This window comes from Streptomyces sp. NPDC002144, from assembly GCF_053593695.1.
Map to the genome: position 1 here is coordinate 72998 of NZ_JBSFDB010000024.1, position 23420 is coordinate 96417.

Consider the following 23420-nt stretch of genomic DNA (forward strand, 5'->3'; position numbering starts at 1 on the left):
CTCCACATCGGATCCCCCAGCCCGTCGCTCCCCGCGGCCCACCGTGAGCCGCGTGTCACTTCTGGTACACCGCCCGACCCGCCGGGGTTCCCACCCTCCGCAGATCAAGAGGAAGATTTCCGCGACGGCGCCGACTCCGCCGCCTCGAGGGACTTCGCGATCTCCACCGCCCTGGACCTGGACGCCACCCCCTCCAGCCGCAGCGTCACCTCGCCGCGGCCGTCGGCGCTCGGATGGGTCCACAGCAGGGTCGGCCCCGCGGTCCGCTCCTTTCGGGTGAAGCGGTCGCCGTCCGCGTCGACCAGCCAGAAGCTCAGCAGATGCGGGTGGGCGAACCACAGGGCGTACCGCTGCACACCGGACGCCGAGGGTTTCCCGCCCAGCCCGATCCACTCCGGTGACTCCCGCAGCCGCTTGGTGAACCCCGCGTCGAGCGAGGCCGGGAACTCGTCCAGCCGGACCGTCCGCCCGTCCCGCCCACCCTCCCGCCAGCACAGGCTCACCAGGAACCGTCCGTGCGGCTCGCCCGTCACCGTCACCGTGTCCGGCACCCCGAGCCGGTCCGGGACCAGTGGCTCGAAGCCGGCCCGGCGCCGCGCCTGACCGAGCGACACCGACCTGCCGCAGCCGGGCACCACGGCGCCCGCCGAGGGCACCGCCGACGGGTCGTACCGCACCTGCACCCCGCCGTAGTCGAACCAGTCCAGCACCGCCGCCCGCACCGGAGGCGTGAGCGCGAGCACCGTCAGCAGGCCGCACAGCGCCGCGGTCAGCGAGCGCCACCGCGTCCGCGTCCAGCGCCGGACCGCACGCAGCCGCTCCCGGGCGCCCCGGGGTTCGGCGACCGGGACCGCCAGATGCTCGGCCAGTATCTGCCCGAGCACCCGCTCGACCATCGTCTCGGAGCCGAAGGAACCGTCGCCGCGGCCCGCGCCCTCCGCGCCTGCCGCGCCGTCCGGGTCCAGTGACCGGCCCAGCGCCCGCAACTCGTCCGGCAGCCGGGCAGCCCCGTCCTCACGACGCCCCCGGTCACGCCCCCGCGCCCCCGCTCCCCGGTCGCCGGCACGGCCGCGCGGACCCCGGCCGCCGGCGCCCACCGGGCCCCGGCCACCCTCACCGCCGTACGCGTCCCGTCCGTGCGTGTCCCGTCCCTCACTCACGCTCTTCACCCCCTTCCCGGGGCTCGAAATCCGGCAGGAGCCGGCCCAGTTTGCGCAGGGCGCGGTTGAGGCGGGACTTGACCGTCCCGCGCGGCCAGCCCAGGGCCTGGGCCGTCTCGGACTCGTCCATCTCCAGGAGATAGCGGTAGGTGACGACCAGTCGGTGCTCCTCGCTCAGCTGCTCCAGGGCGGCGAGGAGGGCCTCGCGGCGCTCCGTGTGCAGGGTCGCCACCGCCGGGTCCGCCGATTCCGGTATCAGCGGCTCCGCCTCCACGAAGGCCGCCTCCCGGCCGGCGAGCGTGCGCTGCCGGGTAGCCGTACGCACTGTGTTCCTCGTCTCATTGGCGACGATCGACAACAGCCACGGCTTGAAGGCCCTGTCCTCCCGAAACCTGCCCAGCGCGCAGTACGCCTTGACGAAGGCCTGCTGCACCACGTCCTCCGCGTCCGCACCCGCCCCGAGCGCCGCGGCCGCCCTGAGCGCGATGCCCGTATGGGCCCGCACCAGCTCCGCGTACGCTTCCGGCTCTCCGGCGCGCACCCGGGCGATCACCGCGGCCTCATCGACGATGCGGCCCCCCTCCCGCGTTCTCACACTCTTGTTACACCGCGCAGGACGGATCGGTTCCCACCTGTTTCCCACCTGTTCCGGATCGGCCCCCGAGACCTGAGAGAATGGTGAGCATGGCCTCAGATCGTCCCCGCGTGCTCTCCGGAATCCAGCCCACCGCAGGCTCGTTCCACCTCGGCAACTACCTCGGCGCCGTCCGTCAGTGGGTGGCCCTGCAGGAGACCCACGACGCGTTCTACATGGTCGTCGACCTGCACGCGATCACGGTCCCGCAGGACCCGGCCGAGCTGCGCGCCAACACCCGGCTCGCCACCGCCCAGCTCCTCGCGGCCGGTCTCGACCCCGAGCGCTGCACGCTCTTCGTCCAGAGCCACGTCCCCGAGCACGCCCAGCTGGCCTGGGTCATGAACTGCCTCACCGGCTTCGGCGAGGCCTCCCGCATGACCCAGTTCAAGGACAAGTCCGCCAAGCAGGGCGCGGACCGCGCCTCCGTCGGCCTGTTCACCTACCCGATCCTGCAGGTCGCCGACATCCTGCTCTACCAGGCCAACGAGGTCCCCGTTGGCGAGGACCAGCGCCAGCACGTCGAACTGACCCGCGACCTCGCCACGCGCTTCAACGGCCGCTTCGGCGAGACCTTCACGATCCCGAAGCCGTACATCCTCAAGGAGACGGCGAAGATCTACGACCTGCAGGACCCGACGATCAAGATGAGCAAGTCGGCGTCCACGCCGAAGGGCCTCATCAACCTCCTCGACGACCCCAAGGCCACCGCCAAGAAGGTCAAGAGCGCGGTGACCGACACGGACACCGTCATCCGCTACGACGCGGAGAACAAGCCCGGCATCAGCAATCTGCTCACCATCCACTCCACCCTCACCGGCACGTCGATCGCCGAGCTGGAGCAGGAGTACGAGGGCAAGATGTACGGCGCGCTCAAGACGGACCTCGCCGAGATCATGGTCGAGTTCGTGACGCCCTTCCGGGAGCGCACCGAGCAGTACCTCGGCGACTCGGAGACGCTGGACTCGGTCCTCGCCAAGGGCGCGGAGAAGGCGCGCGCCGTCGCCGCGGAGACCCTCGCGCAGACGTACGACAAGGTGGGCTTCCTGCCCGCCAAGCACTGACGCACCCGCGTACACAAGCACTGACGCACCCGCGTACAGACGTACCACTGGGCAGAGCGCTGCACATCACTACGGTTGCGCCTGCCCACAACACAGCCGTGGCCGTACAGTCGATAGCCGGACGGCTGAGAACAAATCCGTCACGACGACAGGAGACGACGTGGGGACCGTAACGATCGGCGTGTCGATCGCGGTCCCGGAGCCACACGGCAGCCAGATCCAGCAGCTGCGCGCGGGCTTCGGCGACGCCGCGGCGCACGGCATCCCCACCCACGTCACCCTGCTGCCGCCGACGGAGATCGACGGCGACGCCCTCGCGGCCGTCGAGGCGCATCTGACCGAGGTCGCCGCGGCCGGCCGGCCGTTCCCGATGCGGCTGAGGGGCACCGGGACGTTCCGGCCCCTGTCCCCCGTCGTGTACGTGCGCGTGGTCGAGGGCGCCGAGGCGTGCACCTGGCTGCAGAAGCAGGTCCGTGACGCCTCCGGCCCCGTGTCACGCGAACTGCAGTTCCCCTACCACCCGCACGTCACCGTCGCGCACGGCATCGACGAGGCGGCGATGGACCGCGCGTTCGAGGAACTCGCCGACTACGAGGCCGACTGGCCCTGCACCGGCTTCGCCCTCTACGAGCAGGGCGCGGACGGCGTGTGGCGCAAGCTCCGCGAGTTCGCCTTCGGCGGGTCCGTGGTGCCGCCGCAGGCGGGGCACGTGGAGCGCGGCACCATCAGCAGCCGGTAACAGGGCCTTCCGCAGCCGGTGGGCGTCACAGCGGCAGCCGGCGGAACACCGCGCGCGGGACGTGCCGCAGCGCCGACATCACCAACCGCAGCGCGCCGGGCACCCAGACCGTCTCCGAGCGTCTGCGCAGGCCCAGTTCGATCGCCGTCGCCACCGCCTCCGGGGTCGTCGCGAGCGGCGCCCCGGGCAGACCGGCCGTCATCCTCGAGCGGACGAACCCCGGGCGGACGACCATCACGTGCACGCCCGTGCCGTGCAGCGCGTCGCCCAGGCCCTGCGCGAAAGTGTCCAGGCCGGCCTTGCTGGAGCCGTAGATGAAGTCGTCGCGGCGGGCCCGCTCACCGGCGACGGAGGACAGCACGACGAGCGAGCCGTGGCCCTGTGCCTGCAACGCGCGGGCGCTCACCAGGCCCGCGGACACCGCTCCGGTGTAGTTGGTCTGCGCGACCCGCACCGCGGCGGCCGGATCGCGCTCGTCGCGTGCCTGGTCGCCGAGGACGCCGAAGGCGAGCAGCACCATGTCGACGTCGCCCTCCGCGAACACCTTGCCCAGGACGGCCTCGTGGGAGTCGGGGTCGAGCGCGTCGAAGGGGAGGGTGTGCACGTCCGGGCCGAGCGAGCGCAGGTGCTCCGCGGCCTGCTCCAGGGCGGGCGAGGGGCGTCCGGCGAGCCACACCGTGCGGGTGCGGCGGGCGATCAGACGGCGGGCGGTGGCGAGGGCGATCTCGGACGTACCGCCGAGGACGAGCAGGGACTGGGGGAGGCCGAAGGCGTCAGGCATGACGGTGACCGTATCGCCGCCATGCGGGCGATCGGCGCAGAACATGCGTAACCTCCCCTGAACACGTCACACGCGCGTTCTTTCGGGGTACTCGCGCGTCGGGCATCCGTACCCGGGGCAGAGTCGGATCATGGACTGGCTGAAAAAGCTTCCCTTCGTGGGGCCGCTGCTGACGCGGGCGATGGCCACGCACGCGTGGCGGTCGTTCGAGCGTCTGGAGCGGGTGAAATGGGCCCGGCTGGCCGCCGCGATGACGTTCACCAGCTTCGTCGCGCTGTTCCCGCTGCTCACCGTGGCCGCGGCGATCGGCGCGGCGCTGCTCAGCCAGAAGCAGCAGAACGATCTCCAGGACAAGATCGCCGAGCAGGTCCCCGGCATCTCCGACCAACTCGACGTCAACGGTCTGGTGCAGAACGCCGGCACCGTCGGTCTCATCGCCGGCGCCCTGCTGGTCTTCACCGGCATCGGCTGGGCCGGCTCGACGCGTGAGTGTCTGCGCGCGGTCTGGGAGCTGCCGGACCAGGAGGAGAACTTTTTCCTGCGCAAGGCCAAGGACCTCGGCATCCTCATCGGCCTCGGCGGCGCCGTCCTGGTCACCCTCGCCGCCTCCACCGTCGCCTCCGCGATGGTCGGCTGGATCACCCGCCAACTCGGCATCGAGAAGGGCGGCTGGGACGGGATCCTGCTGTACGTCGCCGCGTTCACCGTCGCCGTACTGGCCGACTTCCTGCTGCTCCTGTACGTCCTCACCCTGCTGCCCGGCGTCGAGCCGCCGCGCCGCCGCCTGGGGGTCGCGGCGCTGACCGGCGCGGTCGGTTTCGAGCTGCTGAAGACGCTGCTCAGCGGCTATATGCAGGGCGTGGCGGCGAAGAGCATGTACGGCGCCTTCGGCGTCCCCGTCGCCCTGCTGCTGTGGATCAACTTCACCTCGAAACTCGTGCTGTTCTGCGCCGCCTGGACGGCGACGCAGAGCAAGGAGCAGGAACTGCGCGAGGAGGAGGGCGAGGAGCGGGCCGGGGTGGTGCGCAAGGTCAGGGACGAGGACGACGACGTACCAGGTCGGGCAGCGGCCAGCGGCGGTTGACCACGAACGCGGCGCCCGCGAGCAGCACCACCACCCCGCCGGCGATCCCCAGCGCGATCCCCATGCCGCCGGAGCGGGCCTCGGCCGCCGCCTTCGTCGACGCCTTGGCCGAGGGCGCGCCGGACGGGTCACCGGCCCCGCCGGCCTGTCCCTCGGCGCCCGGCTGCGCGCTGGTCTGGGCGCTCCTGGGCGGCACCAGCTCACCGATCGGGCGGGCCTTGCCGGCCGCCTTGAAGCCCCAGTCGAAGAGCTTGGCGGTCTCCTTGTAGACCTCGTTGTGCTCGTTCTTCTCCGGGTGCATGACGGTCACCAGCAGCACCCGTCCGCCCCGCTCGGCGACGCCCGTGAAGGTCGCGCCCGCGTTGGTGGTGTTGCCGTTCTTGACGCCCGCGATGCCCTGGTAGACGGAGACGTCGGAGTCGCCGGCCAGCAGTCGGTTGGTGTTCTGGATCTCGAAGGACTCGCGGACGGTCTTGCCCTTCTTGTTCTTCTTCGTCTCGCCCGGGAACTGGGCGCGGACCGTCGAGCAGTACGCGCGGAAGTCCTTCTTCTGCAGCCCGGACCGCGCGAACAGCGTCAGGTCGTAGGCCGAGGAGACCTGCCCCGGGGCGTCGTAGCCGTCGGGGGTGACCACGTGCGTGTCGAGGGCCTGCAGCTCCTCGGCGTGCTGGTTCATCTCCCTGACGGTGTTGTCGACGCCGTCGTTCATCGCCGACAGCACGTGCACGGCGTCGTTGCCGGAGCGCAGGAAGACACCGAGCCACAGGTCGCGCACGGAGTACGTCTCGCCCTCCTTTATGCCGACCATGCTGGAGCCGGCGCCCATGCCGGCCAGGTCGGTGGGCGCCACCTTGTGCTTCTCACCGCTCGGGAACTTCGGCAGCACCGTGTCCGCGAACAGCATCTTCATCGTGCTCGCCGGAGGCAGCCGCCAGTGCGCGTTGTGCGCGGCCAGCACGTCCCCGGACTCCGCGTCCGCGACGATCCAGGAGCGCGCCGTGATGTCCTTCGGCAGCACCGGGGCGCCGCTGCCCAGGTCGACCTGGGTGCCTGCCTGTCCGAGGCGGCCGCCGCCCACGCTCGACATGCGCGCCGGGGGAGTGGCGGAGGGGCTGGTGGACGGACTGGGGGCCGCGAGCGCGACGGGCGCGGTCAGCGCGAGCGACGACAGGGCGGCGGAGGTGACCAGCAGGGATCGCCTGGCGGTCTTCTGGGGAGCGGACACGGACGAGAACGTACATGGCACCGCGCGGGAAGTCCCACCCACCACCCCACCCCGGGCACGGAGCCGTGGGGACGCCGGTGATACTGAACGTATGAAGCTCAGCCGCCCGGTCTCCTGGTTCCTGCTCGCCTTCGGGGTGTGGAGCTGGGTCATCTGGGTCACTTTCGTCAAAAACCTGGTCAAGGACAGCAGCGGGCTCGCGTTCGACGACGGTCGCCCCACGGCGTACTTCTGGGTGCACCTGACGCTCGCCGTCGTTTCCTTCGTATTGGGGACGGTCATCGGCGGCATCGGGTTGCGCGGGCTGCGCGCATTGCGCCGCACTTCATAACCGCCGAAAAGCCGCCGATCGGGCAGTCGTCGACCAGACGGGCCGCCCACCAGACAGCCGTCGCCAGACAGCGGGGAGCCACCGCAGGTGATCATCGTCTTCGCGTTGCTCGCGCTCGTCGTCCTGGTGGCGGCCAACTGGTACCTGTGGCGCCGCCTGTTCCGCGACACCACCCGGGGCCCCGGTCTGGTGCGACGGGCCGGCGTGGTGGCGATCGCGGGCGGCTGGGTGCTGGCGGTCGGCGCCCTGGTCGCCGAGCGCGGGGGCGCCCCCTTCTGGCTGCAACAGGTGCTCGCCTGGCCCGGTTTCCTGTGGCTGGCGCTGTCGGTCTACCTGCTGCTGGCGGTGGTGGCGGCCGAGGTCGTACGGCCGCTGCTGCGACGGCTGCCCAAGCGGCGCACGGGCGCCGTGACGGCCGTACGACAGGAGGAGCCGGTCCCGGCAGGGGCCGTACCGCCGAAGGCCGCTGAGGGCGAACCGGAGTCGTCGCCCGGCCCGGAGCCCGCCCCCGAGCCCTCCCGCAGGCTCTTCGTCTCGCGGGTGCTCGCCACGGCCGCCGCCACGGCCGCCGTCGGGACCGTCGGATACGGCACCTACGGTGTCCTGCGCGGCCCGCGCGTGAAGCGGGTCACCGTGCCGCTGGCCAAGCTCCCGCGCGCGGCGCACGGTTACCGCATCGCGGTCGTCAGCGACATCCACCTGGGCCCGATCCTCGGCCGGGACTTCGCGCAGAAGGTCGTCGACACCGTCAACGCCACCCAGCCGGACATCGTCGCGGTCGTCGGCGACCTGGTGGACGGCAGCGTGAAGAACCTGGGTCCGGCGGCGGCACCCCTGTCGCGGCTGACGGCGCCCTCCTACTTCGTCACGGGCAACCACGAGTACTACTCCGGCGCCGAGCAGTGGGTCGAGGAGGTACGGCGCCTCGGTCTGCACCCGCTGGAGAACGCCCGTACGGAACTGCCCTGGTTCGACCTCGCCGGCGTCAACGACCTCGCGGGCGAGAGCGAGGGGCAGGGCCCCGACTTCACCAAGGCGCTCGGCGACCGGGACCCGGCACGCCCGTGCGTGCTCCTCGCCCACCAGCCCGTCCAGATCCACGAGGCCGTCAAGCACGGCGTGGACCTCCAGCTCTCCGGACACACCCACGGCGGCCAGCTCTGGCCCGGCAACCTCATCGCGGCGGCCGCCAATCCGACCGTCGCGGGCCTGGACCGGTACGGCGACACCCAGCTCTACGTCAGCCGGGGCGCCGGCGCCTGGGGACCGCCCACGCGCGTGGGGGCGCCGTCCGACATCACGGTGATCGAACTGGCCTCCACGCACGCGTGACGGACGGCGGAGCCGGACGGAACCCGTCCCCGGCGGACCCTGTGCACAAGCTGTGAAACCTGGCCGAAACCCCTTGCGGTAAGTTCTTTCTCAACTCGACAAATCCCTCTTCCCCCGGTTGAAACCTCTGTGATTAGGTGAGCCGCGCCACCAGGGGAGTGGCATGTGTGGGGTGGGGCCCGCGGAGGCCCGGAGAGGGCATACCGATGCGTTCCGTGCGCATGCGGATTCTCGCGACGCTGCTCGTGCTGGCGGGCGTGGGAGTCGGCGGCTGGCAGATGCTGCCGTCCCAGGGGGACAAGGGCAAGACCATCACGGTCGGTACGACGGACGCCGTCACGGCGCTCGACCCGGCCGGCGCCTACGACGCGGGTTCCTGGGCCCTGTTCAGCAACGTCTTCCAGTCACTGCTGACCTTCGACCCGGGCGGCACCGCGCCGGTCCCGGACGCGGCGCAGAGCTGTGACTTCGTGGGCAGCGCCCTGACGACGTACCGCTGCACGCTGCGCCAGGGGCTGACCTTCCCCAGCGGCCGCTCGATGACCGCCGAGGACGTCAAGTACTCCTTCGACCGGGTCAAGGCGATCAAGTCCGAGGTCGGCCCGGTCTCCCTGCTGAGCACGCTGCGGTCGGTGGACGCCGACGGCCTGACCGTCACCTTCCATCTGTCCTCGCCCGACGCCACCTTCCCGTTCAAGGTCGCCACCGGCGCCGGCTCGATCGTCGACAGCCACAAGTACCCGAAGAGCCGCCTGCGCACCGGCCCCGGCGCCGACGGCACCGGACCGTACGAGCTGACGTCGTACCAGAAGAACAAGAAGGCGGTGCTCACGCCCAACGGCCACTACAAGGGGGCCGAGAAGAGCGCGGCGCGCCCCGTCGACCTGCTCTACTACACCAACCCCGACGCCCTGGAGAAGGCCTGGAAGGCCAAGGACGTCGATGTCGCCACCCGGCAGCTGCCGCCCAAGGTGCTGTCCGGCCTGTCGCCCAGCGACCCCAACCAGCGGTTCTCCGAGTCCGAGAGCTCCGAGACCCGCAACCTCTACCTCAACACCCGTGCGGGCTCGCCGCTGCACAGCGTCCTGGTCCGCCGGGCGATGGCCTGGCTGATCAACCGCGAGCAGCTGGCCGCCACCGTGTACGAGGGCACGGTCGACCCGCTGTACTCGCTGATCCCGACCGGTATCACCGGCCACACCACGTCGTTCTTCGACGCCTACCCCAAGCCCGACGCCAAGGCCGCGCAGGCACTGCTCAGCGAGGCGGGCGTGAAGGTGCCGGTACGTTTCACCTACGGCTACGCCGTCAACCGCGGCTCCTCCCAGGAGGAGGCCGAGGCCATCAAGAAGCAGCTGGAGTCGAGCGGCCTGTTCAAGGTCACGCTCAAGGGCTACGAGTGGACCGACTTCCAGGAGCACTGGGCGACCGGAAAGCTCGACGCGTACGCCGTCGGCTGGGTCGCCGACTACCCGGACCCGGACACCTTCGGCGCCCCGCTGGTCGGCACGGACGGCACCATGAACACCGGCTACAGCAGCAGGGCCGTCGACCGGCTGATCCAGGACAGCCAGCAGTTCGCCGACCGCGGTGACGCCGCCTCCGACTTCAGCTCCCTGCAGCAGGACATCGCCCGCGACGTGCCGGTGATCCCGCTGTGGCAGGGCAAGGAGTACGTGATCAGCACGGAGGACGTCGGCGGCGGTCAGTATCTGGACGACGGGACCGGGGTGTTCCGCTTGTGGAGCCTGGACTGGATCTGACGCGATCTCACAGGTTGGGACATTCGCCCCCGCGACGCAGGGCATCCTCCCCACGCAGGACGGTGTGACGGAGGTGTGGGCGGGGTGAGGAGCAAACGTGTTGAGGCGCAACTCCTTCCGGCTGCCCCGGCACCCGGCCTCCGTGGGCCTGGCGCGGCGCCGGGTGCGGGACCATCTCGCCGACTGGGGACACGGCCCGGACGACCCGGCGCTGACGGACGCGCTGCTGCTGGTGTCCGAGCTGGCCACCAACGTCGTACGCCACGGACCGCTCAGAGAGCGTGAGTTCGAGGTCGCGGTGACCGCACTCGCCGACGGGTCCTGTCTCATCGAGGTGTCCGACGAGGGTCAACTCGAGCCGCGCCTGCGGGTGGTGGGGGAGTGGGAGGAGACCGGGCGCGGACTGCACCTGGTGGAGGCCGTCGCGGCGGCCTGGGGTGTGTGGACCCGGGGACGGCACGGCAAGACCGTCTGGGCCCTGGTGCTGTCCGCCACATGAGACCGACCTCCGGGCCGACGGCCGTTACGACACCGCCGCCGCCCTCCCCGCCGGCAGGGTGACCGTCACCGCGAGCCCCTCGCCCGGCGCCGTACGCACCGCCACCTCGCCGCCGTGCGCCTGCACCACCCCCTGCACGATCGCCAGGCCCAGCCCGCTGCCCGCGCCCCCGCCCGCCCGGAAGAACCGGTCGAAGACCCGCGCCGCGTCCTTCTCGCACAGCCCCGGACCCTCGTCCGCGACACTCAGCCGTACGACCCCGTCCTCCCGTTCCACGCCGAGCCGCACCAAAACCTCGGCCGGCGTGTGCGTGCGGACGTTGCCCACCAGGTTGCCGAGCACCTGTCTCAGCCCCGACTCGTCGGCGCTCACCAGCACGGAGCCGTCGGCCGCCACCTCGATGGGCCGCTCCGGCTGCTGCACCCGCAGGTCCTCGGCCGCGTCCCGCACCAGGCGGCTGACGTCGACGTTGCGGAAGCGCAGCTCGGGCTGCTGGTCCAGACGGGCCAGCGTGAGCAGTTCGTCCACCAGGCGTCCCATGCGGTCGGTCTCCGCCAGGACCCGCTCCCAGACCCGCTTGCGCTCGTCCGGATCGCTCAGCATCCCCTTGTCGTACAGCTGCAGATAACCGCGTATCGCCGACAGCGGGGTGCGCAGCTCGTGCGAGGCGTCCGCGACGAAGCGGCGGAGCTGGGCCGCGCTGTGCTCGCGCGTGCGGTACGCCGACTCCACCTGGTGCAGCATCGAGTTGAGGGCCAGACGCAGCTGCTCGACCTCCTGCGTGGGATGTTCGCTGGAGGGCACGCGCCGGGTCAGATCGCCCTCGGCGATCGCCGAGGAGGTCTCCACCATGTCCTCCAGCGGACGCATCCGGCGGTGGACGCTGAGCATCGTCAGGCAGCACAGGAGCGTGAGCAGCAGTGTCCCGACGGCCAGGTCGAGCTTGAGGGCCTTGCCGATGCCCCGGTGCAGGGCCTCCGTCGAGGTGGCGAGCAGGACGTACGTGCCGTCGGCGAGACGGGTGGCGGTCGCGCGGTAGGTGGCGCCGTTCACCGTCACCTCGTGCGGTGCGGCATCCTTCTCCAGGGCGCGCGGGTCGGGCACGGCGGCGGCCAGGCCGCGCTGGGCGGTGGTCGGGGCGACGCCGAAGACGCTCATGGGTCTGGACCGGGCGTCGACGGCGGTGTAGATGGACTCCGGCCGCGGCTGCTCGTCCGTACCGACGAGCCGGTCCCGGGCCAAGGCGAGGGCGCCCAGCGAGTCCACCTGCCGCAGGGTGAGCTGCGAACTGCCCAGTGACGCGCGCGTCTTGGTCAGCCCGGAGTCGATCTGGGCGATCAGATAGTGCCGCATGCCCATCAGGCTGACCGCCGTCGCCGCGACGATGCCGAGCGCGAGCAGGGCGACGTTCGCCAGAGTCAGCTTGGCGCGCAGCGAGTGGATGCCGTGGTGGCCGCGCAGCCGCTTCTCCAGCCTCATGCCAGCCCGTATCCGACGCCACGCCGCGTGGTGATCACCGGCGGTCCCAGGGCGTCCAGCTTGCGCCGCAGATAGCTGATGTAGGTCTCGACGACGGTCGACTCCTGCGGGGTGTGCTCGTACTGCCAGACGTGCCGCAGCAGTTGCTCCTTGGGCACGATCCGGCCGCCGTTGCGGACCAGGAAGCGCAGCAGCGCGTACTCGGTGGGGGTCAGCTCCACGCTGCGGCCCGCGCGGTGCACGCTGTACGTCGTCTCGTCCAGCTCCAGGTCTCCGTAGCGCAGTGGCGGCCGCTGCGGCAGGACGTCCGCCGGGCGGGTGCGGCGCAGCACCGCCGTGATGCGGGCGACCACCTCGTCGATGTTGAACGGCTTGGTGATGTAGTCGTCGCCGAAGCCGAGGGCGCCGACGATCTCGGCCGGCGAGTCGCGTGCGGTGAGGAAGACGAGCGCCAGGTCCGGCCGCTCGGCGCGCAGTTCACGCCCGAGGACCCGCCCGTCCCCGTCCGGCAGCATGACATCGAGCAGCGCCACGTCCGCACGGGTGCGCTCGGCGAGCGCGCGGGCCTCGCGGACGGTGCCCGCGACCATCACCTCGAAGCGGTGGTAGCGCAGGGCGATGGCGAGGACGTCCGCGATGCTCGGCTCGTCCTCCACCACCAGCACGGTGCCTGGAGCCGTCGTCATGCCCCCAGTATCGGACGGGCCACTGACAGCGGGGTCCGGAACGCTCTTTGGAGTTCCTTGAGAGTCATGGCGGGTTCCCTCCGCGCGCGAGCGGCACCGCCAATCCTGTAGCCAGGACCTGGGGGACCGACCGACGACCGACTAAGGAGCTTTGATCGTGGCGGCATTGGCACGGTGGTGCTATCAGCACCGGCTGGTGGTCCTGTTGCTGTGGGTGGGGGCACTGTTCGGCCTGGGCTTCTCGGCGTCCACGGCGGGGACGAACTACGCGAACGTCTTCTCCCTCCCCGACACGGACTCCAAGAGCGCGTACGACCTGATGCAGAAGGCCTTCCCGACCACCTCGGGCGACACCGACACCGTGGTGTGGAAGGTCGACCAGGGCTCGGTGAGGGACAAGGCGGTCCAGGACCGGATCCAGCCCGCCCTGGACAAGATCGCGAAGATGCCCGGGGTCGGCGCGGTGACCAGCCCCTACACCGGTCCCCGAGGGGCGGCGCAGATCAGCCGTGACGGCACGATCGCCTACGCCCAGCTGACCTTCGCCAAGCAGGCCAACGAGGTGTCCGAGGACGTCATCCACGACGTCGTCGACACCGCGCACGGCGCCGCGCGAGAGGGACTCAAGGTCGAGCTGGGCGGACAGGCGATCCAGCGCGTCGAGCAGCCCCCGCAGGGCCTGTCGGAGATGGTCGGCATCGTCGCGGCGGCCCTCGTGCTGTTCCTGGCCTTCGGCTCGTTCTTCGCGATGCTGCTGCCGATCGCCATCGCGATCTTCGGGGTCGGCATGGGCCTGTTCTCCACCCAGCTGCTCAGCCACAGCACCGACATCCCCGACATCGCCCCGCTGCTCGCCTCCCTGATCGGCCTGGGTGTCGGCATCGACTACGCGCTGTTCATCGTCACCCGGCACCGTCGCGGCATCCTGCGCGGCCTGGACCCCGAGGAGTCGGCGGTCACGGCCCTCAACACCTCCGGCCGGGCCGTGCTGTTCGCGGGCGGTACGGTCTGCATCGCGCTGGCCGGCATGCTCGTGACGCGGCTGCGCTTCCTGGACGGCGTCGTCGTCGGCACGTCCCTCACGGTCGTGCTCAGCGTTCTGGCGGCCACGACCCTGCTGCCGGCCCTGCTGGGCTTCCTGGGCCCGCGGGTGCTCAGCCGCCGCCAGCGGCGCAGGCTCGCCGCCGAGGGCCCCGAGCCGGAGCGGGCCAGCGGTCTCGCCGCCCGCTGGTCGGTGAACGTCGAGAAGCGTCCCCGCAGGATCGCCGCGCTCGCCCTCGTCGTCATGGCCGTCCTCGCCATCCCCGTGCTGTCGCTGCGCCTCGGCGCCACCGACCAGGGCAACGACGACGCGTCCACGACCACCCGCAAGGCCTACGACCTGCTCGCCGAGGGCTTCGGCCCCGGCTTCAACGGCCCCCTCCAGGTCGTCACCAAGAGCGGTGACACGTCCGCGCTGGTCAAGGGGATCGAGTCGACGTCCGACGTGGCCCGGGTCGCGCCCCTCCCGACCGTCAAGGGCGTCACGGTGATCCAGGTCGTCCCGAAGACCTCACCCCAGTCCAAGGAGACGGACGACCTGATCGACACCCTGCGCGAGAAGGTGATCCCGCAGGCGGGGGCGGAAGCGCACGTGGGCGGCGTGACCGCGATCTCCAAGGACTTCGCGGCGGTCACCGGCGACCGTCTGCCGCTCTTCATCGGGACCATCATCGGCCTGGGCTTCCTGCTGCTGCTGATCGCCTTCCGCTCCCTGGTGGTCCCGCTGACGGCGGCCCTGATGAACCTGATCGCCGCGGCGGCCTCCTTCGGTATCCTCGTCGCGGTCTTCCAGTGGGGCTGGGGCCTGGACCTGCTGGGCCTCGGCAAGGAGGGCCCGATCAACGCGTTCCTCCCGGTCATCATGCTCTCCCTGCTCTTCGGCCTGTCGATGGACTACCAGGTGTTCCTGGTGAGCCGGATGCACGAGGAGTGGGTCAACACGCGCGACAACGCGCGCGCGGTGCGGGTCGGTCTGGCGGAGACCAGCCGGGTCATCAACTCCGCGGCCCTGATCATGGTCTGCGTGTTCCTGGCCTTCGTCCTGAGCGGCAACTCGGGAGCGGCGATGGCGGGCGTCGGCCTGGCCGCCGCGGTCGCCCTGGACGCGTTCATCCTGCGTACGGCACTGGTACCGGCGGCGATGCACCTGCTCGGGACGTCCAACTGGTGGCTGCCGGGCTGGCTCGACAAGCGGCTGCCGCATCTCGCGGTCGAGCCGAAGGAGGAGGCGCTGGAGTCACCGGCGGCCGACGAGGGCCCCGCCTCCGTGATCCACGGTTTCATCCGGACGGTCGACGGCGACCCGGTGGACGGCGCCTCGGTGACGCTGCTGTCGAAGGGCGGGCGTCAACTGGACCGGGTGACGTCCCTGGCGGACGGCTCGTACATCCTGTCGGTACCGGGTCCGGGCGCCTATCTGCTGGCGGCGACGGCTCCGTCGTACGGGTCGCGGGCGGCGCACGTGGTGGTGGCCGAGGGGCCGCTGGTGTACGACGTGGAGCTGGCCGAGGGCGAGGTGGACGCGGTCAACTAGCCTTCTTCTGTGCGGCCTTGAGGATCTCGTCCACGTCGAGGGTGACCTTGGCGCCGATCGACTCGGGCAGCGTGACGGTCTCGCCGGGGGAGTACGGGCGGTGGTGCTCGTACTTCTCCCCGGCGGGGTCGGTGAGCACGTGCAGGCGCTGGTGTTTGCGGTCGACGATGACGTAGACCGGCACCTCCGCCTTGGCGTAGGCGACGGCCTTGGTCTTCAGGTCGTCCTTCCAGTTGCTGGAGGTGACCTCCAGGACCAGGCGGAAGCAGACCGGGTCGTAGGCGTTGTTCTCGACGAAGTGGTCGTCGATGTCGGCGTCCACGATCACGAGGTCGGGGATGGCGTAGTCCTCGTCCCCGGTGGGCAGCCAGAGGCCGACGTTCTGGAGGACCTCCGTGCCCTCGTCGTCCAGCCCCGCGGCGATGAAGGGCCGCATGAGCTTGGTCAGGGCGCGGGCGTGAGGGGCATCCGGTGAAGGGGTCACGAGGAGATGTCCTCCGATGATCTCGACGCGGTAGCCCGGATGGCGCTCCATGATCTCGTCGGCGATGGCCGTCAGCGAGAACGGCTCGTCGTCGTCGAAGGGCTGCTCGACGGATGCAGCGGACATCGCGTGCCTCCTAGGGGCTGGTGTCGAGAGCATCATCGTAGGCAGGGGAGGACCCGAACGTCCCGTTCAGGCCTCATTCACCCGATCGTGGATCATGACCGCCCGCCGCCCGCCGCCCGCCGCCCGCCGCCCGCCGGCCGCGGCAGCACCTTCGTCATCCCCGGCAGGAAGTCCGTGAACAGCTCGTGCACCTCCCGCACCAGCGGCCGCAGCACCCGGAACCGGGCCAGGGACACACCGCGGGCCGTCAGGCGGGCCCCCCGCTCGGCCAGCCGGTAGCTGCGCTCCCGCCCCTGAGTGCGGTCGAAGATCCAGTACAGGACCAGGCCCATCTGGGAGAGCCACATCAACTCAGGGAGGACGTCCCGGAGTTCGTCCGGAACCTTGGTCCTCGTGGCGCCCGCGAGGACCTCGCGGTGAACCGAGATCGCCTCCTCGCGCGCGTGCTCCGACTCTTCGGAGAAGGGGCTGAGCGGGCTGTCGGGATCGGCCGCGTTCTTGAAGAACTGGACCGCGAACTCGTGGTACGGAGTCGCGATGTCCAGCCAGGCCTTCAGGACACCCGCCAGCCGCGCCTCGAGGTCGGTCTCACGGGCCAGGATCTCCCGGACCGCCACCTGGTGCTCGGCGGCGATCCGGTCGTAGAAGCCCTGGATGAGATGTTCCTTGCCGGCGAAGTAGTAGTACGCGTTGCCGACGGAGACCCCGGCCTCCTGGGCGATGGCCCGCATCGTCGTCCTGTCGTAGCCCCTTTCCTGGAACAGCCGCATCGCGGTCTCCAGGATCAGCGCACGGGTCTGCTCGGACTTGCTGCCGTCGTTCTTCGCTGACACGCACGAGAGCCTACGGGGTGACGCGCCCCTCCTTTCGGCCCGCGTCCCTGCTCAGGGGCGGCGGCCCAGTTCCGGGCGCTTGCCGTAGTCCGTGAAACCGATGACGTTGCCCCAGGGGTCGGCGATCTCGACGGTCCAGCCGGTGGCCACCGCGATGGGCTCGTCGAGCGGTGCGATGCCCGCCGCGGCGAGGCAGGCGGCCGCCTGCCGGGCGTCGGTCACCTCGATCCACAGCCGGGGCGAGGGCCAGGACGGCGGGCGGTGCCCCAGCCCGTCCTCCTGTCGCAGCAGGATGCCGGGCGTCTCGGCACCGACCTTGAGCAGTGCGATGCCCGCCTCGTCGAAGCGGAAGCCCACCGTGAACCCGGCACGCTCGTAGAAGCCGACCGCCGTGCCGAGATCCCCCACGGGCAGCAGGACGTTGTCGAATCCGAGCAGTTCGTACGACTGGTCATCTGACATACCGTCAGAATAGGGGCGGGGGCGGCCGGGACCGGTGATTGTCAGTGGTCGCCTCTACTGTCGGCGGCATGGGATTCGTGAGGTTCGTCGACGAGACGACTGCGGGGGAGCGGGGCGCGGGCTGGGAGCTCGAGGTCGCCGAGGAGCGGCTCGCCGTGCGCGAGCTGATCCGGCGCCGGGTCTTCCAGGAGGTCGCCGAGTACAACGCGCGCACGCCGGAGGTGTTCCAGGGGCTGGTGCGGCCGCAGGACGCCGAGCGCGTGCTGAACGGCTACGCGTTGCGCACGCCCCGCCGGATAGATCCCGAGGCGCAGACGGAGCTGGCGCTGAGGGCGTTCGCGGGCAACGGCTTCCTGCTCCTGGTGGGGGACCGGCAGGTCACGGACCCGGACGAGGAGGTCGAGCTGCCGCTCGGCACCGAGGTGACGTTTTTGAAGCTCGTGCCGCTGGTGGGGGGATGACATGGGTGAAGTCCAGAGGTACAAGGACCTCATCGGGCAGCGGGTCGTGGCCGGTGAGCTGGACGAGCTCGCCGTCGACCTGCTCAAGGCGGCGGCCGCCAACAACGGCAGCTGGTCGGGGCTGTGGAGCGGTGTGCTCGACCGGCTGCGCGAACTGCCGCCCGACACCCGCAAGCTGCTCGCCGACGGGTTCTCCGCCGCCTATCACTCGGACCTGGCCGGACCCGTCTCCCAGGAGAACGCGCTGACCCTGCTCGGGGTCGTCGCGCACGGGCTGCCCGAGGACTGGCTGGCGGCGCAGCGGCTGGAGAAGCTCGGCGAGCTGAGCCGGCAGCACTCGTTCTGGAGCGGATCGCACTACGAGGCTCTGGCCGAGGCCGAGCTGGCCGCCGGCCGCCCGCTCGCGCCCGCCGTCGTCGCCGCCTTCCGCCGCTCCGCCCTGGAGACCTACCAGGACGAAGCCCTGCACCGCACGGCGAAGAAGCTCACCCACCCCGTCCTGAACGTCGGCGAGGAGTGGGCCGAGCGGGCCCTCGCGGACGCGGGCGGCGACCCCGGCTGGCACGCTCTGCTCGCCCATGCCGCGACCGCCACCGCGGCAAGGCCCAGCACCAAGTGGGACAAGCGGGCCACCGAGCTCGCGGACGCCCTGGGCCCGGACCTTGTCAGGGCGACCGTCCTGCCCTGGCTCGCCCTGGTCGGCCGACCCCGCACCTTCCCCCTGCTGCACGGCGACTACGAGTCCCATCTCAACGAGGCCTACGACCCCTACAACGCCAACGCCCTGCGCGGACTGACCTGGCTGCTCGCCCTCCTGCCACCGCACCCCGACACCGCACGCGCTTTGGGAACACTCATCGACACCTCCCTCCGGAAGGTCGCCGGACTCGGACCGCGCAACCCGAAGGTCGCCAACGCGGGAGTCAACGCGCTCGCCCGGATGGACGGGGAGGCGGCCCTGGCCGAGCTGGCCCGGCTCGCCACCCGGGTGACGTACAAGGCCACCGGCAAGCTGATCGACGCGGCCCTGGAGTCCCGCGCCACCGCCCTCGGCCTCACCCGCGAGGAGATCGAGGAACTGGCCGTGCCCACCTACGGGCTCACCGAGGTGGGCCGGACGGAGCTGCGGCTCGCAGAGAACACCGCCCTGGTCGAAGTGACAGGCGGAAAGGCCCTGTTGGGGTGGCGCAGCGTGACGGGGAAGGCCGTCAAGAGCGTGCCGGCGGCCGTGAAGCGCGACCACCCCGAGGAGCTCAAGGAGCTCAAGGCGTCCGTCAAGGACATCGACAAGATGCTCTCGGCGCAGAGCGAGCGCCTGGACCGCCAGTTCCTCGCCGACCGCACCTGGGCCTACGGCGCCTGGCGGGAGCGGTACCTGGACCATCCCCTGGTCGGCACCCTCGCCCGGCGCCTGCTGTGGACGGTGGACGGCAGGACCGTCGGATATGCGGACGGAAGTCTGCGCACCCTCGCCGACGAGCCCGTCACCGAGGGCACCGAGGTCCGGCTCTGGCACCCCGTCGGCCATGAGCCCGCCGAGATCGTCGCCTGGCGGGACTGGCTGGAGCGGCACCGCGTCACCCAGCCCTTCAAGCAGGCCCACCGCGAGGTGTACCTCCTCACCGACGCCGAACGCGCCACGGGCACGTACTCGAACCGCTTCGCGGGGCACGTCCTGCGCCAGCACCAGTTCAACTCCCTCGCAGCCATCCGGGGTTGGCGCAACAAGCTGCGGCTGGCCGTCGACGACGAGGCACCGCCCGCCACCCGTGAGCTCCCCCGCTGGGGACTGCGCGCCGAGTACTGGATCGAGGGCGACGGCGGAGAGCGCTTCGAGGAGATCACCGAGTCCGGCAGCTTCCTGCGGCTGCGCACCGACCAGGTCCGCTTCTACCCGATCGACGCCCCGCAGAACTGGGCGCACTGCTGCGGCGGCGAATACCGCATGGGGCGCAGGGGCGGCGTCGCTCCCGTCGACCCGCTCCCCCTCGCCGGCATCCCGCCCCTCGTGCTGTCCGAAGTCCTGCGCGACGTCGACCTCTTCGTCGGTGTGGCCAGCGTCGGCAACGACCCGACCTGGCAGGACGGCGGCCCCGGCGGCCGCTTCCGCGCCTACTGGTCGGGCTACGGCTTCGGCGAGCTGGGTCAGAGCGCCGAGACCCGCCGGGCGCTGCTGGAGCGGTTGATACCCCGGCTCGCGATAGCAGACCGGTGCGTCATCGAGGGCCGCTTCCTGCACGTGAAGGGCGAGCGCCACACGTACAAGATCCACCTCGGCTCGGGCAACATCCTCATGACCCCGAACGACCAGTACCTGTGCATCGTCCCGAAGGCGGGCGCGGGTGCCCCGCAGACCGGCTACCTGCCCTACGAGGGCGACCGCATGCTCGGGGTCATTCTCAGCAAGGCGATGCTGCTGGCCGAGGACACGAGGATCACCGACCCGACGATCCTCAGCCAGCTGTGAGGGTCACATGCTGCTGAGCGAACGGGCGTAGTTGATCTGCCCCATGACCGCGGGGAAGGTGTGCGGGCCGAGGGCCGGGACCATCGTCGAGTGGTGCCGGCCCGCGCTGGTCACGGTGACCTGGATGAAGCCGGTGGTCTTCTTCTCCTTCATCAGGAGGAAGAACAAACCGAGCAGACAGAAGATGAAGAAGATGATCGCGAGCACGATGGCGACCGTCGGGATCTTCTCCTCGGTGTGCGACATGTCGGTGGCGTTCCACACCGCGCCGCGCAGCGGCATCGTGCCGGCGGGCGTGATGATCTGGTCGCCCATCACCGTGATGTCCCCGATGGCCAGCACCGGCGCGCCGCCCACGGGGGCCGGCCCACCCGGCTGCTGCGGGAACCCGTAGGCCGGAGTGGCGGGTTGTCCGGGGTAGCCGTACGCCGGTGCGGCGGGTTGCTGCGGATAGCCGTAACTGGGCGCGGAGTTGGGGTAGCCGTACCCCGGCGGTGGCGTCGTCGGAGGCTGCGCGGGCGGCTTGTCCGGCCCCCACTCGGCCGCCCCACCCTGGTACGGATTCGGCTCGGTCATGCTCGTCCCCCGTCTGTCGCCGTAACCGGATCAGGTTATACCGAGCGAGGGACCGCCCTCCCTGACTGGGAGGAACGGCCCCTCGTCGTACGGCTTTTGACGCGCGAGCGCCGAAGACGCCCGATCAGAAGCGACGGGTGATCAGTGCCCGCTTCACTTCCTGGATCGCCTTGGTGACCTCGATGCCACGGGGGCAGGCGTCCGTGCAGTTGAAGGTGGTGCGGCAGCGCCAGACGCCGTCGCGGTCGTTGAGGATCTCCAGGCGCTGCTCGCCCGCCTCGTCACGCGAGTCGAAGATGAAGCGGTGCGCGTTGACGATGGCGGCCGGGCCGAAGTACTGGCCGTCGTTCCAGAAGACCGGGCAGGACGAGGTGCACGCGGCGCAGAGGATGCACTTCGTGGTGTCGTCGAAGCGCTCGCGGTCCTCCGCCGTCTGCAGCCGCTCGCGCGTGGGCTCGTTCGTGTCCTTCGTGATGAGGAAGGGCATGACGTCCCGGTACGCCTGGAAGAACGGCTCCATGTCCACGACCAGGTCCTTCAGGACCGTGAGGCCCTTGATGGGCTCGACCGTGATCGGCTTCTCGGGGTTGATGTCCTTGATGAGGGTCTTGCAGGCAAGACGGTTCTTGCCGTTGATCCGCATCGCGTCCGAACCGCAGATGCCGTGCGCGCAGGAGCGGCGGAAGGTCAGCGTGCCGTCGACGTCCCACTTGATCTTGTGGAGGCCGTCGAGGACGCGCTCCTTCGGGTCGATCTCCAGCTGGAAGTCTTCCCAGACCGCCTCGGCCGAGACCTCCGGGTTGAAGCGGCGGATCCGGAAGGTGACCGTGATGTAGGGGGAGTCGGCGAAGCCGGGCTCGGGGGCCGCGTCCGCCTTCTCCAGGGTCGGAGTTGCCATCAGTACTTACGCTCCATCGGCTGGTAGCGGGTCTGGACGACCGGCTTGTAGTCCAGGCGCACGGTCTCGGTGCCGTCGTCGCCCACCTCGCGGTACGCCATGGTGTGGCGCATGAAGTTGACGTCGTCGCGGTTCGGGTAGTCCTCGCGGTAGTGACCGCCGCGGGACTCCTTGCGGGCCAGCGCGGAAACCGCCATGACCTCGGCCAGCTCCAGCAGGTTGCCCAGCTCGATGGCCTCCAGCAGGTCGGTGTTGAACCGCTTGCCCTTGTCCTGGATCGCGACGTTCTTGTAGCGCTCGCGCAGCTCGGCGATCTTCTCGACGGCCGTCTTGATCGTCTGCTCGGTGCGGAACACCATGACGTTGGCGTCCATGGTCTCCTGCAGCTCACGGCGGAGCACGGAGACCCGCTCGGTCCCCGTCGACGTGCGCAGCTGCTCGATCGTCGAGACCACGAGCTCGGCCGGGTTCTCCGGCAGCTCGACGAAGTCGGCCTTCTGGCTGTACTCCGCCGCCGCGATACCGGCCCGGCGGCCGAACACGTTGATGTCCAGGAGGGAGTTGGTGCCCAGACGGTTCGCGCCGTGCACCGACACACAGGCGACCTCGCCGGCCGCGTACAGGCCGGGGACGACCGTCGTGTTGTCCGCCAGGACCTCACCCTCGACGTTCGTCGGGATGCCGCCCATCGCGTAGTGAGCGGTGGGCTGGATCGGGATCGGGTCCGTGTACGGCTCGATGCCCAGGTAGGTGCGCGCGAACTCGGTGATGTCCGGGAGCTTGGCGTCCAGCTGCTCCGGCGGCAGGTGCGTGAGGTCGAGGTAGACGTGGTCGCCCTCGGGACCGCAGCCGCGGCCCTCGCGGATCTCCGTGTAGATGGAGCGGGAGACGACGTCACGGGACGCGAGGTCCTTCATGACCGGCGCGTACTTCTCCATGAAGCGCTCGCCGTCCTTGTTGCGCAGGATGCCGCCCTCACCACGGGCACCCTCCGTCAGCAGGATGCCCATGCGCCAGATGCCGGTCGGGTGGAACTGGAAGAACTCCATGTCCTCCAGCGGCAGCCCGCGACGGTAGACGGCGGCCTGGCCGTCACCGGTCAGGGTGTGCGCGTTGGACGTCACCTTGAAGAACTTGCCGCAGCCGCCGGACGCGTAGATCACGGCCTTCGCCTGGAAGACGTGGATCTCGCCGGTCGCCAGCTCGTACGCCACGACACCGGCGGACTTCTTGACGCCGTCGACCTCGGTGATCAGCTGGTCCAGGACGTAGAACTCGTTGAAGAACTCCACGCCCTCCTTCACGCAGTTCTGGTACAGCGTCTGCAGGATCATGTGGCCGGTGCGGTCGGCCGCGTAGCAGGACCGGCGGACCGGCGCCTCACCGTGGTTGCGGCTGTGACCGCCGAAGCGGCGCTGGTCGATCGTGCCGTTCGGGGTGCGGTTGAACGGCAGGCCCATCTTCTCCAGGTCGAGGACCGAGTCGATGGCCTCCTTCGCCAGGATCTCGGCGGCGTCCTGGTCGACCAGGTAGTCACCGCCCTTGACCGTGTCGAAGGTGTGCCACTCCCAGTTGTCCTCCTCCACGTTCGCCAGCGCGGCGGCCATGCCGCCCTGCGCGGCGCCCGTGTGGGAGCGGGTGGGGTAGAGCTTGGTCAGCACGGCGGTGCGGCTGCGCTTGGTGGACTCGATGGCCGCGCGCATGCCCGCGCCACCGGCGCCGACGATGACGGTGTCGTACTTGTGGATCTTCATGATTCTC

At 70.6% G+C, this 23420-nt stretch carries 22 protein-coding genes; 10 read left to right on the top strand and 12 right to left on the bottom strand.

The features are described from left to right. Window positions 1-104 precede the first annotated feature (104 nt). Window positions 105-1097, bottom strand: a complete 993-nt coding sequence (locus ACWCQ1_RS31345; RefSeq protein ID WP_451027919.1) for a hypothetical protein — start codon at window positions 1095-1097, stop codon at window positions 105-107. A gap of 55 nt (window positions 1098-1152) precedes the next feature. After that, window positions 1153-1755, bottom strand: coding sequence for an RNA polymerase sigma factor (locus ACWCQ1_RS31350; protein ID WP_207929748.1), 603 nt, complete (start codon window positions 1753-1755; stop codon window positions 1153-1155). An 89-nt stretch (window positions 1756-1844) separates the two neighbouring features. On the opposite strand from ACWCQ1_RS31350, the gene trpS reads away from it, so the two are divergent. Together trpS and ACWCQ1_RS31360 are read left to right on the top strand one after the other, a co-directional pair. Continuing rightward, on the top strand, window positions 1845-2858 hold the full coding sequence (trpS, locus tag ACWCQ1_RS31355; RefSeq protein WP_133043148.1) for a tryptophan--tRNA ligase: 1014 nt from the start codon (window positions 1845-1847) through the stop codon (window positions 2856-2858). 160 nt (window positions 2859-3018) lie between these two features. Beyond that, complete coding sequence (locus tag ACWCQ1_RS31360) at window positions 3019-3597, top strand: 2'-5' RNA ligase family protein (protein ID WP_133043147.1); 579 nt, start codon at window positions 3019-3021, stop codon at window positions 3595-3597. A 25-nt stretch (window positions 3598-3622) separates the two neighbouring features. Here ACWCQ1_RS31360 and ACWCQ1_RS31365 read toward each other — a convergent pair whose 3' ends face one another. Then, window positions 3623-4378 (bottom strand): decaprenylphospho-beta-D-erythro-pentofuranosid-2-ulose 2-reductase, encoded by a 756-nt coding sequence (locus ACWCQ1_RS31365; RefSeq protein WP_133043146.1) that lies wholly within the window; start codon window positions 4376-4378, stop codon window positions 3623-3625. A 130-nt stretch (window positions 4379-4508) separates the two neighbouring features. Between ACWCQ1_RS31365 and ACWCQ1_RS31370 the strand changes: the two genes are divergently transcribed. Then, window positions 4509-5462 (top strand): YihY/virulence factor BrkB family protein, encoded by a 954-nt coding sequence (locus ACWCQ1_RS31370; RefSeq protein ID WP_358593291.1) that lies wholly within the window; start codon window positions 4509-4511, stop codon window positions 5460-5462. Here ACWCQ1_RS31370 and ACWCQ1_RS31375 read toward each other — a convergent pair. Further along, on the bottom strand, window positions 5410-6687 hold the full coding sequence (locus tag ACWCQ1_RS31375) for a D-alanyl-D-alanine carboxypeptidase family protein (RefSeq protein ID WP_358593292.1): 1278 nt from the start codon (window positions 6685-6687) through the stop codon (window positions 5410-5412). The two genes, ACWCQ1_RS31370 and ACWCQ1_RS31375, sit on opposite strands and share 53 nt — an antisense overlap. A gap of 91 nt (window positions 6688-6778) precedes the next feature. Between ACWCQ1_RS31375 and ACWCQ1_RS31380 the strand changes: the two genes are divergently transcribed. From ACWCQ1_RS31380 to ACWCQ1_RS31395, 4 genes are all read left to right on the top strand, one after another. Then, window positions 6779-7018, top strand: a complete 240-nt coding sequence (locus ACWCQ1_RS31380; protein WP_133043145.1) for an SCO4848 family membrane protein — start codon at window positions 6779-6781, stop codon at window positions 7016-7018. An 87-nt stretch (window positions 7019-7105) separates the two neighbouring features. Next, window positions 7106-8350 carry a metallophosphoesterase gene (locus ACWCQ1_RS31385; RefSeq protein WP_451027886.1) on the top strand — a complete coding sequence of 415 codons (1245 nt, stop codon included), beginning with the start codon at window positions 7106-7108 and terminating at the stop codon, window positions 8348-8350. A 206-nt stretch (window positions 8351-8556) separates the two neighbouring features. After that, entirely contained in the window at window positions 8557-10113 is a 1557-nt protein-coding gene (locus ACWCQ1_RS31390) for an ABC transporter substrate-binding protein (RefSeq protein ID WP_451027887.1), read from the top strand. Window positions 10114-10210: 97 nt separating this feature from the next. Beyond that, window positions 10211-10612: an ATP-binding protein gene (locus tag ACWCQ1_RS31395; RefSeq protein WP_208778529.1), complete on the top strand. Its 402-nt coding sequence runs from the start codon at window positions 10211-10213 to the stop codon at window positions 10610-10612. A gap of 24 nt (window positions 10613-10636) precedes the next feature. Here ACWCQ1_RS31395 and ACWCQ1_RS31400 read toward each other — a convergent pair whose 3' ends face one another. Together ACWCQ1_RS31400 and ACWCQ1_RS31405 are read right to left on the bottom strand one after the other, a co-directional pair. Continuing rightward, on the bottom strand, window positions 10637-12091 hold the full coding sequence (locus ACWCQ1_RS31400; protein WP_451027888.1) for a sensor histidine kinase: 1455 nt from the start codon (window positions 12089-12091) through the stop codon (window positions 10637-10639). Next, on the bottom strand, window positions 12088-12777 hold the full coding sequence (locus ACWCQ1_RS31405) for a response regulator transcription factor (RefSeq protein ID WP_133043140.1): 690 nt from the start codon (window positions 12775-12777) through the stop codon (window positions 12088-12090). Before ACWCQ1_RS31405 ends, ACWCQ1_RS31400 begins: the two co-directional genes overlap by 4 nt. Window positions 12778-12943: 166 nt before the next feature. Between ACWCQ1_RS31405 and ACWCQ1_RS31410 the strand changes: the two genes are divergently transcribed. Further along, window positions 12944-15352 (top strand): MMPL family transporter, encoded by a 2409-nt coding sequence (locus ACWCQ1_RS31410; protein WP_451027920.1) that lies wholly within the window; start codon window positions 12944-12946, stop codon window positions 15350-15352. Here the strand turns inward: ACWCQ1_RS31410 and ACWCQ1_RS31415 are convergent. From ACWCQ1_RS31415 to ACWCQ1_RS31425, 3 genes are all read right to left on the bottom strand, one after another. Continuing rightward, complete coding sequence (locus ACWCQ1_RS31415) at window positions 15345-15962, bottom strand: Uma2 family endonuclease (RefSeq protein WP_208778532.1); 618 nt, start codon at window positions 15960-15962, stop codon at window positions 15345-15347. The genes ACWCQ1_RS31410 and ACWCQ1_RS31415 overlap by 8 nt on opposite strands. A gap of 92 nt (window positions 15963-16054) precedes the next feature. Beyond that, on the bottom strand, window positions 16055-16795 hold the full coding sequence (locus ACWCQ1_RS31420; protein WP_451027889.1) for a TetR family transcriptional regulator: 741 nt from the start codon (window positions 16793-16795) through the stop codon (window positions 16055-16057). 51 nt (window positions 16796-16846) lie between these two features. Further along, complete coding sequence (locus tag ACWCQ1_RS31425; RefSeq protein WP_133043137.1) at window positions 16847-17257, bottom strand: VOC family protein; 411 nt, start codon at window positions 17255-17257, stop codon at window positions 16847-16849. Between the two features lie 68 nt (window positions 17258-17325). Between ACWCQ1_RS31425 and ACWCQ1_RS31430 the strand changes: the two genes are divergently transcribed. Continuing rightward, window positions 17326-17718, top strand: a complete 393-nt coding sequence (locus tag ACWCQ1_RS31430; protein ID WP_451027890.1) for a hypothetical protein — start codon at window positions 17326-17328, stop codon at window positions 17716-17718. A 1-nt stretch (window position 17719) separates the two neighbouring features. Further along, entirely contained in the window at window positions 17720-20185 is a 2466-nt protein-coding gene (locus tag ACWCQ1_RS31435) for a DUF4132 domain-containing protein (protein WP_451027891.1), read from the top strand. Window positions 20186-20188: 3 nt separating this feature from the next. On the opposite strand, the gene ACWCQ1_RS31440 is transcribed toward ACWCQ1_RS31435, so the two are convergent. The 3 genes from ACWCQ1_RS31440 to sdhA all read right to left on the bottom strand — a co-directional run bounded on the left by ACWCQ1_RS31440 (window position 20189) and on the right by sdhA (window position 23413). Then, entirely contained in the window at window positions 20189-20761 is a 573-nt protein-coding gene (locus ACWCQ1_RS31440) for a hypothetical protein (RefSeq protein ID WP_451027892.1), read from the bottom strand. A gap of 124 nt (window positions 20762-20885) precedes the next feature. Further along, a complete protein-coding gene (locus tag ACWCQ1_RS31445) occupies window positions 20886-21659 on the bottom strand; it encodes a succinate dehydrogenase iron-sulfur subunit (protein ID WP_133043133.1) in 774 nt (257 codons plus the stop codon). Continuing rightward, a complete protein-coding gene (sdhA, locus tag ACWCQ1_RS31450) occupies window positions 21659-23413 on the bottom strand; it encodes a succinate dehydrogenase flavoprotein subunit (RefSeq protein WP_133043132.1) in 1755 nt (584 codons plus the stop codon). The genes ACWCQ1_RS31445 and sdhA overlap by 1 nt, the downstream gene beginning before the upstream one ends. Window positions 23414-23420: the final 7 nt, after the last annotated feature.

Bases quoted from the DNA above. Each gene is read 5' to 3' on its own strand.
- ACWCQ1_RS31405 (WP_133043140.1), bottom strand. From the start codon at position 12,777: ATGACGACGGCTCCAGGCACCGTGCTGGTGGTGGAGGACGAGCCGAGC.
- sdhA (WP_133043132.1), bottom strand. From the start codon at position 23,413: ATGAAGATCCACAAGTACGACACCGTCATCGTCGGCGCCGGTGGCGCG.
- ACWCQ1_RS31390 (WP_451027887.1), top strand. From the start codon at position 8,557: ATGCGTTCCGTGCGCATGCGGATTCTCGCGACGCTGCTCGTGCTGGCG.
- ACWCQ1_RS31365 (WP_133043146.1), bottom strand. From the start codon at position 4,378: ATGCCTGACGCCTTCGGCCTCCCCCAGTCCCTGCTCGTCCTCGGCGGT.
- ACWCQ1_RS31445 (WP_133043133.1), bottom strand. From the start codon at position 21,659: ATGGCAACTCCGACCCTGGAGAAGGCGGACGCGGCCCCCGAGCCCGGC.
- ACWCQ1_RS31425 (WP_133043137.1), bottom strand. From the start codon at position 17,257: ATGTCAGATGACCAGTCGTACGAACTGCTCGGATTCGACAACGTCCTG.
- ACWCQ1_RS31430 (WP_451027890.1), top strand. From the start codon at position 17,326: ATGGGATTCGTGAGGTTCGTCGACGAGACGACTGCGGGGGAGCGGGGC.
- ACWCQ1_RS31400 (WP_451027888.1), bottom strand. From the start codon at position 12,091: ATGAGGCTGGAGAAGCGGCTGCGCGGCCACCACGGCATCCACTCGCTG.
- trpS (WP_133043148.1), top strand. From the start codon at position 1,845: ATGGCCTCAGATCGTCCCCGCGTGCTCTCCGGAATCCAGCCCACCGCA.
- ACWCQ1_RS31415 (WP_208778532.1), bottom strand. From the start codon at position 15,962: ATGTCCGCTGCATCCGTCGAGCAGCCCTTCGACGACGACGAGCCGTTC.
- ACWCQ1_RS31435 (WP_451027891.1), top strand. From the start codon at position 17,720: ATGGGTGAAGTCCAGAGGTACAAGGACCTCATCGGGCAGCGGGTCGTG.
- ACWCQ1_RS31380 (WP_133043145.1), top strand. From the start codon at position 6,779: ATGAAGCTCAGCCGCCCGGTCTCCTGGTTCCTGCTCGCCTTCGGGGTG.
- ACWCQ1_RS31440 (WP_451027892.1), bottom strand. From the start codon at position 20,761: ATGACCGAGCCGAATCCGTACCAGGGTGGGGCGGCCGAGTGGGGGCCG.
- ACWCQ1_RS31370 (WP_358593291.1), top strand. From the start codon at position 4,509: ATGGACTGGCTGAAAAAGCTTCCCTTCGTGGGGCCGCTGCTGACGCGG.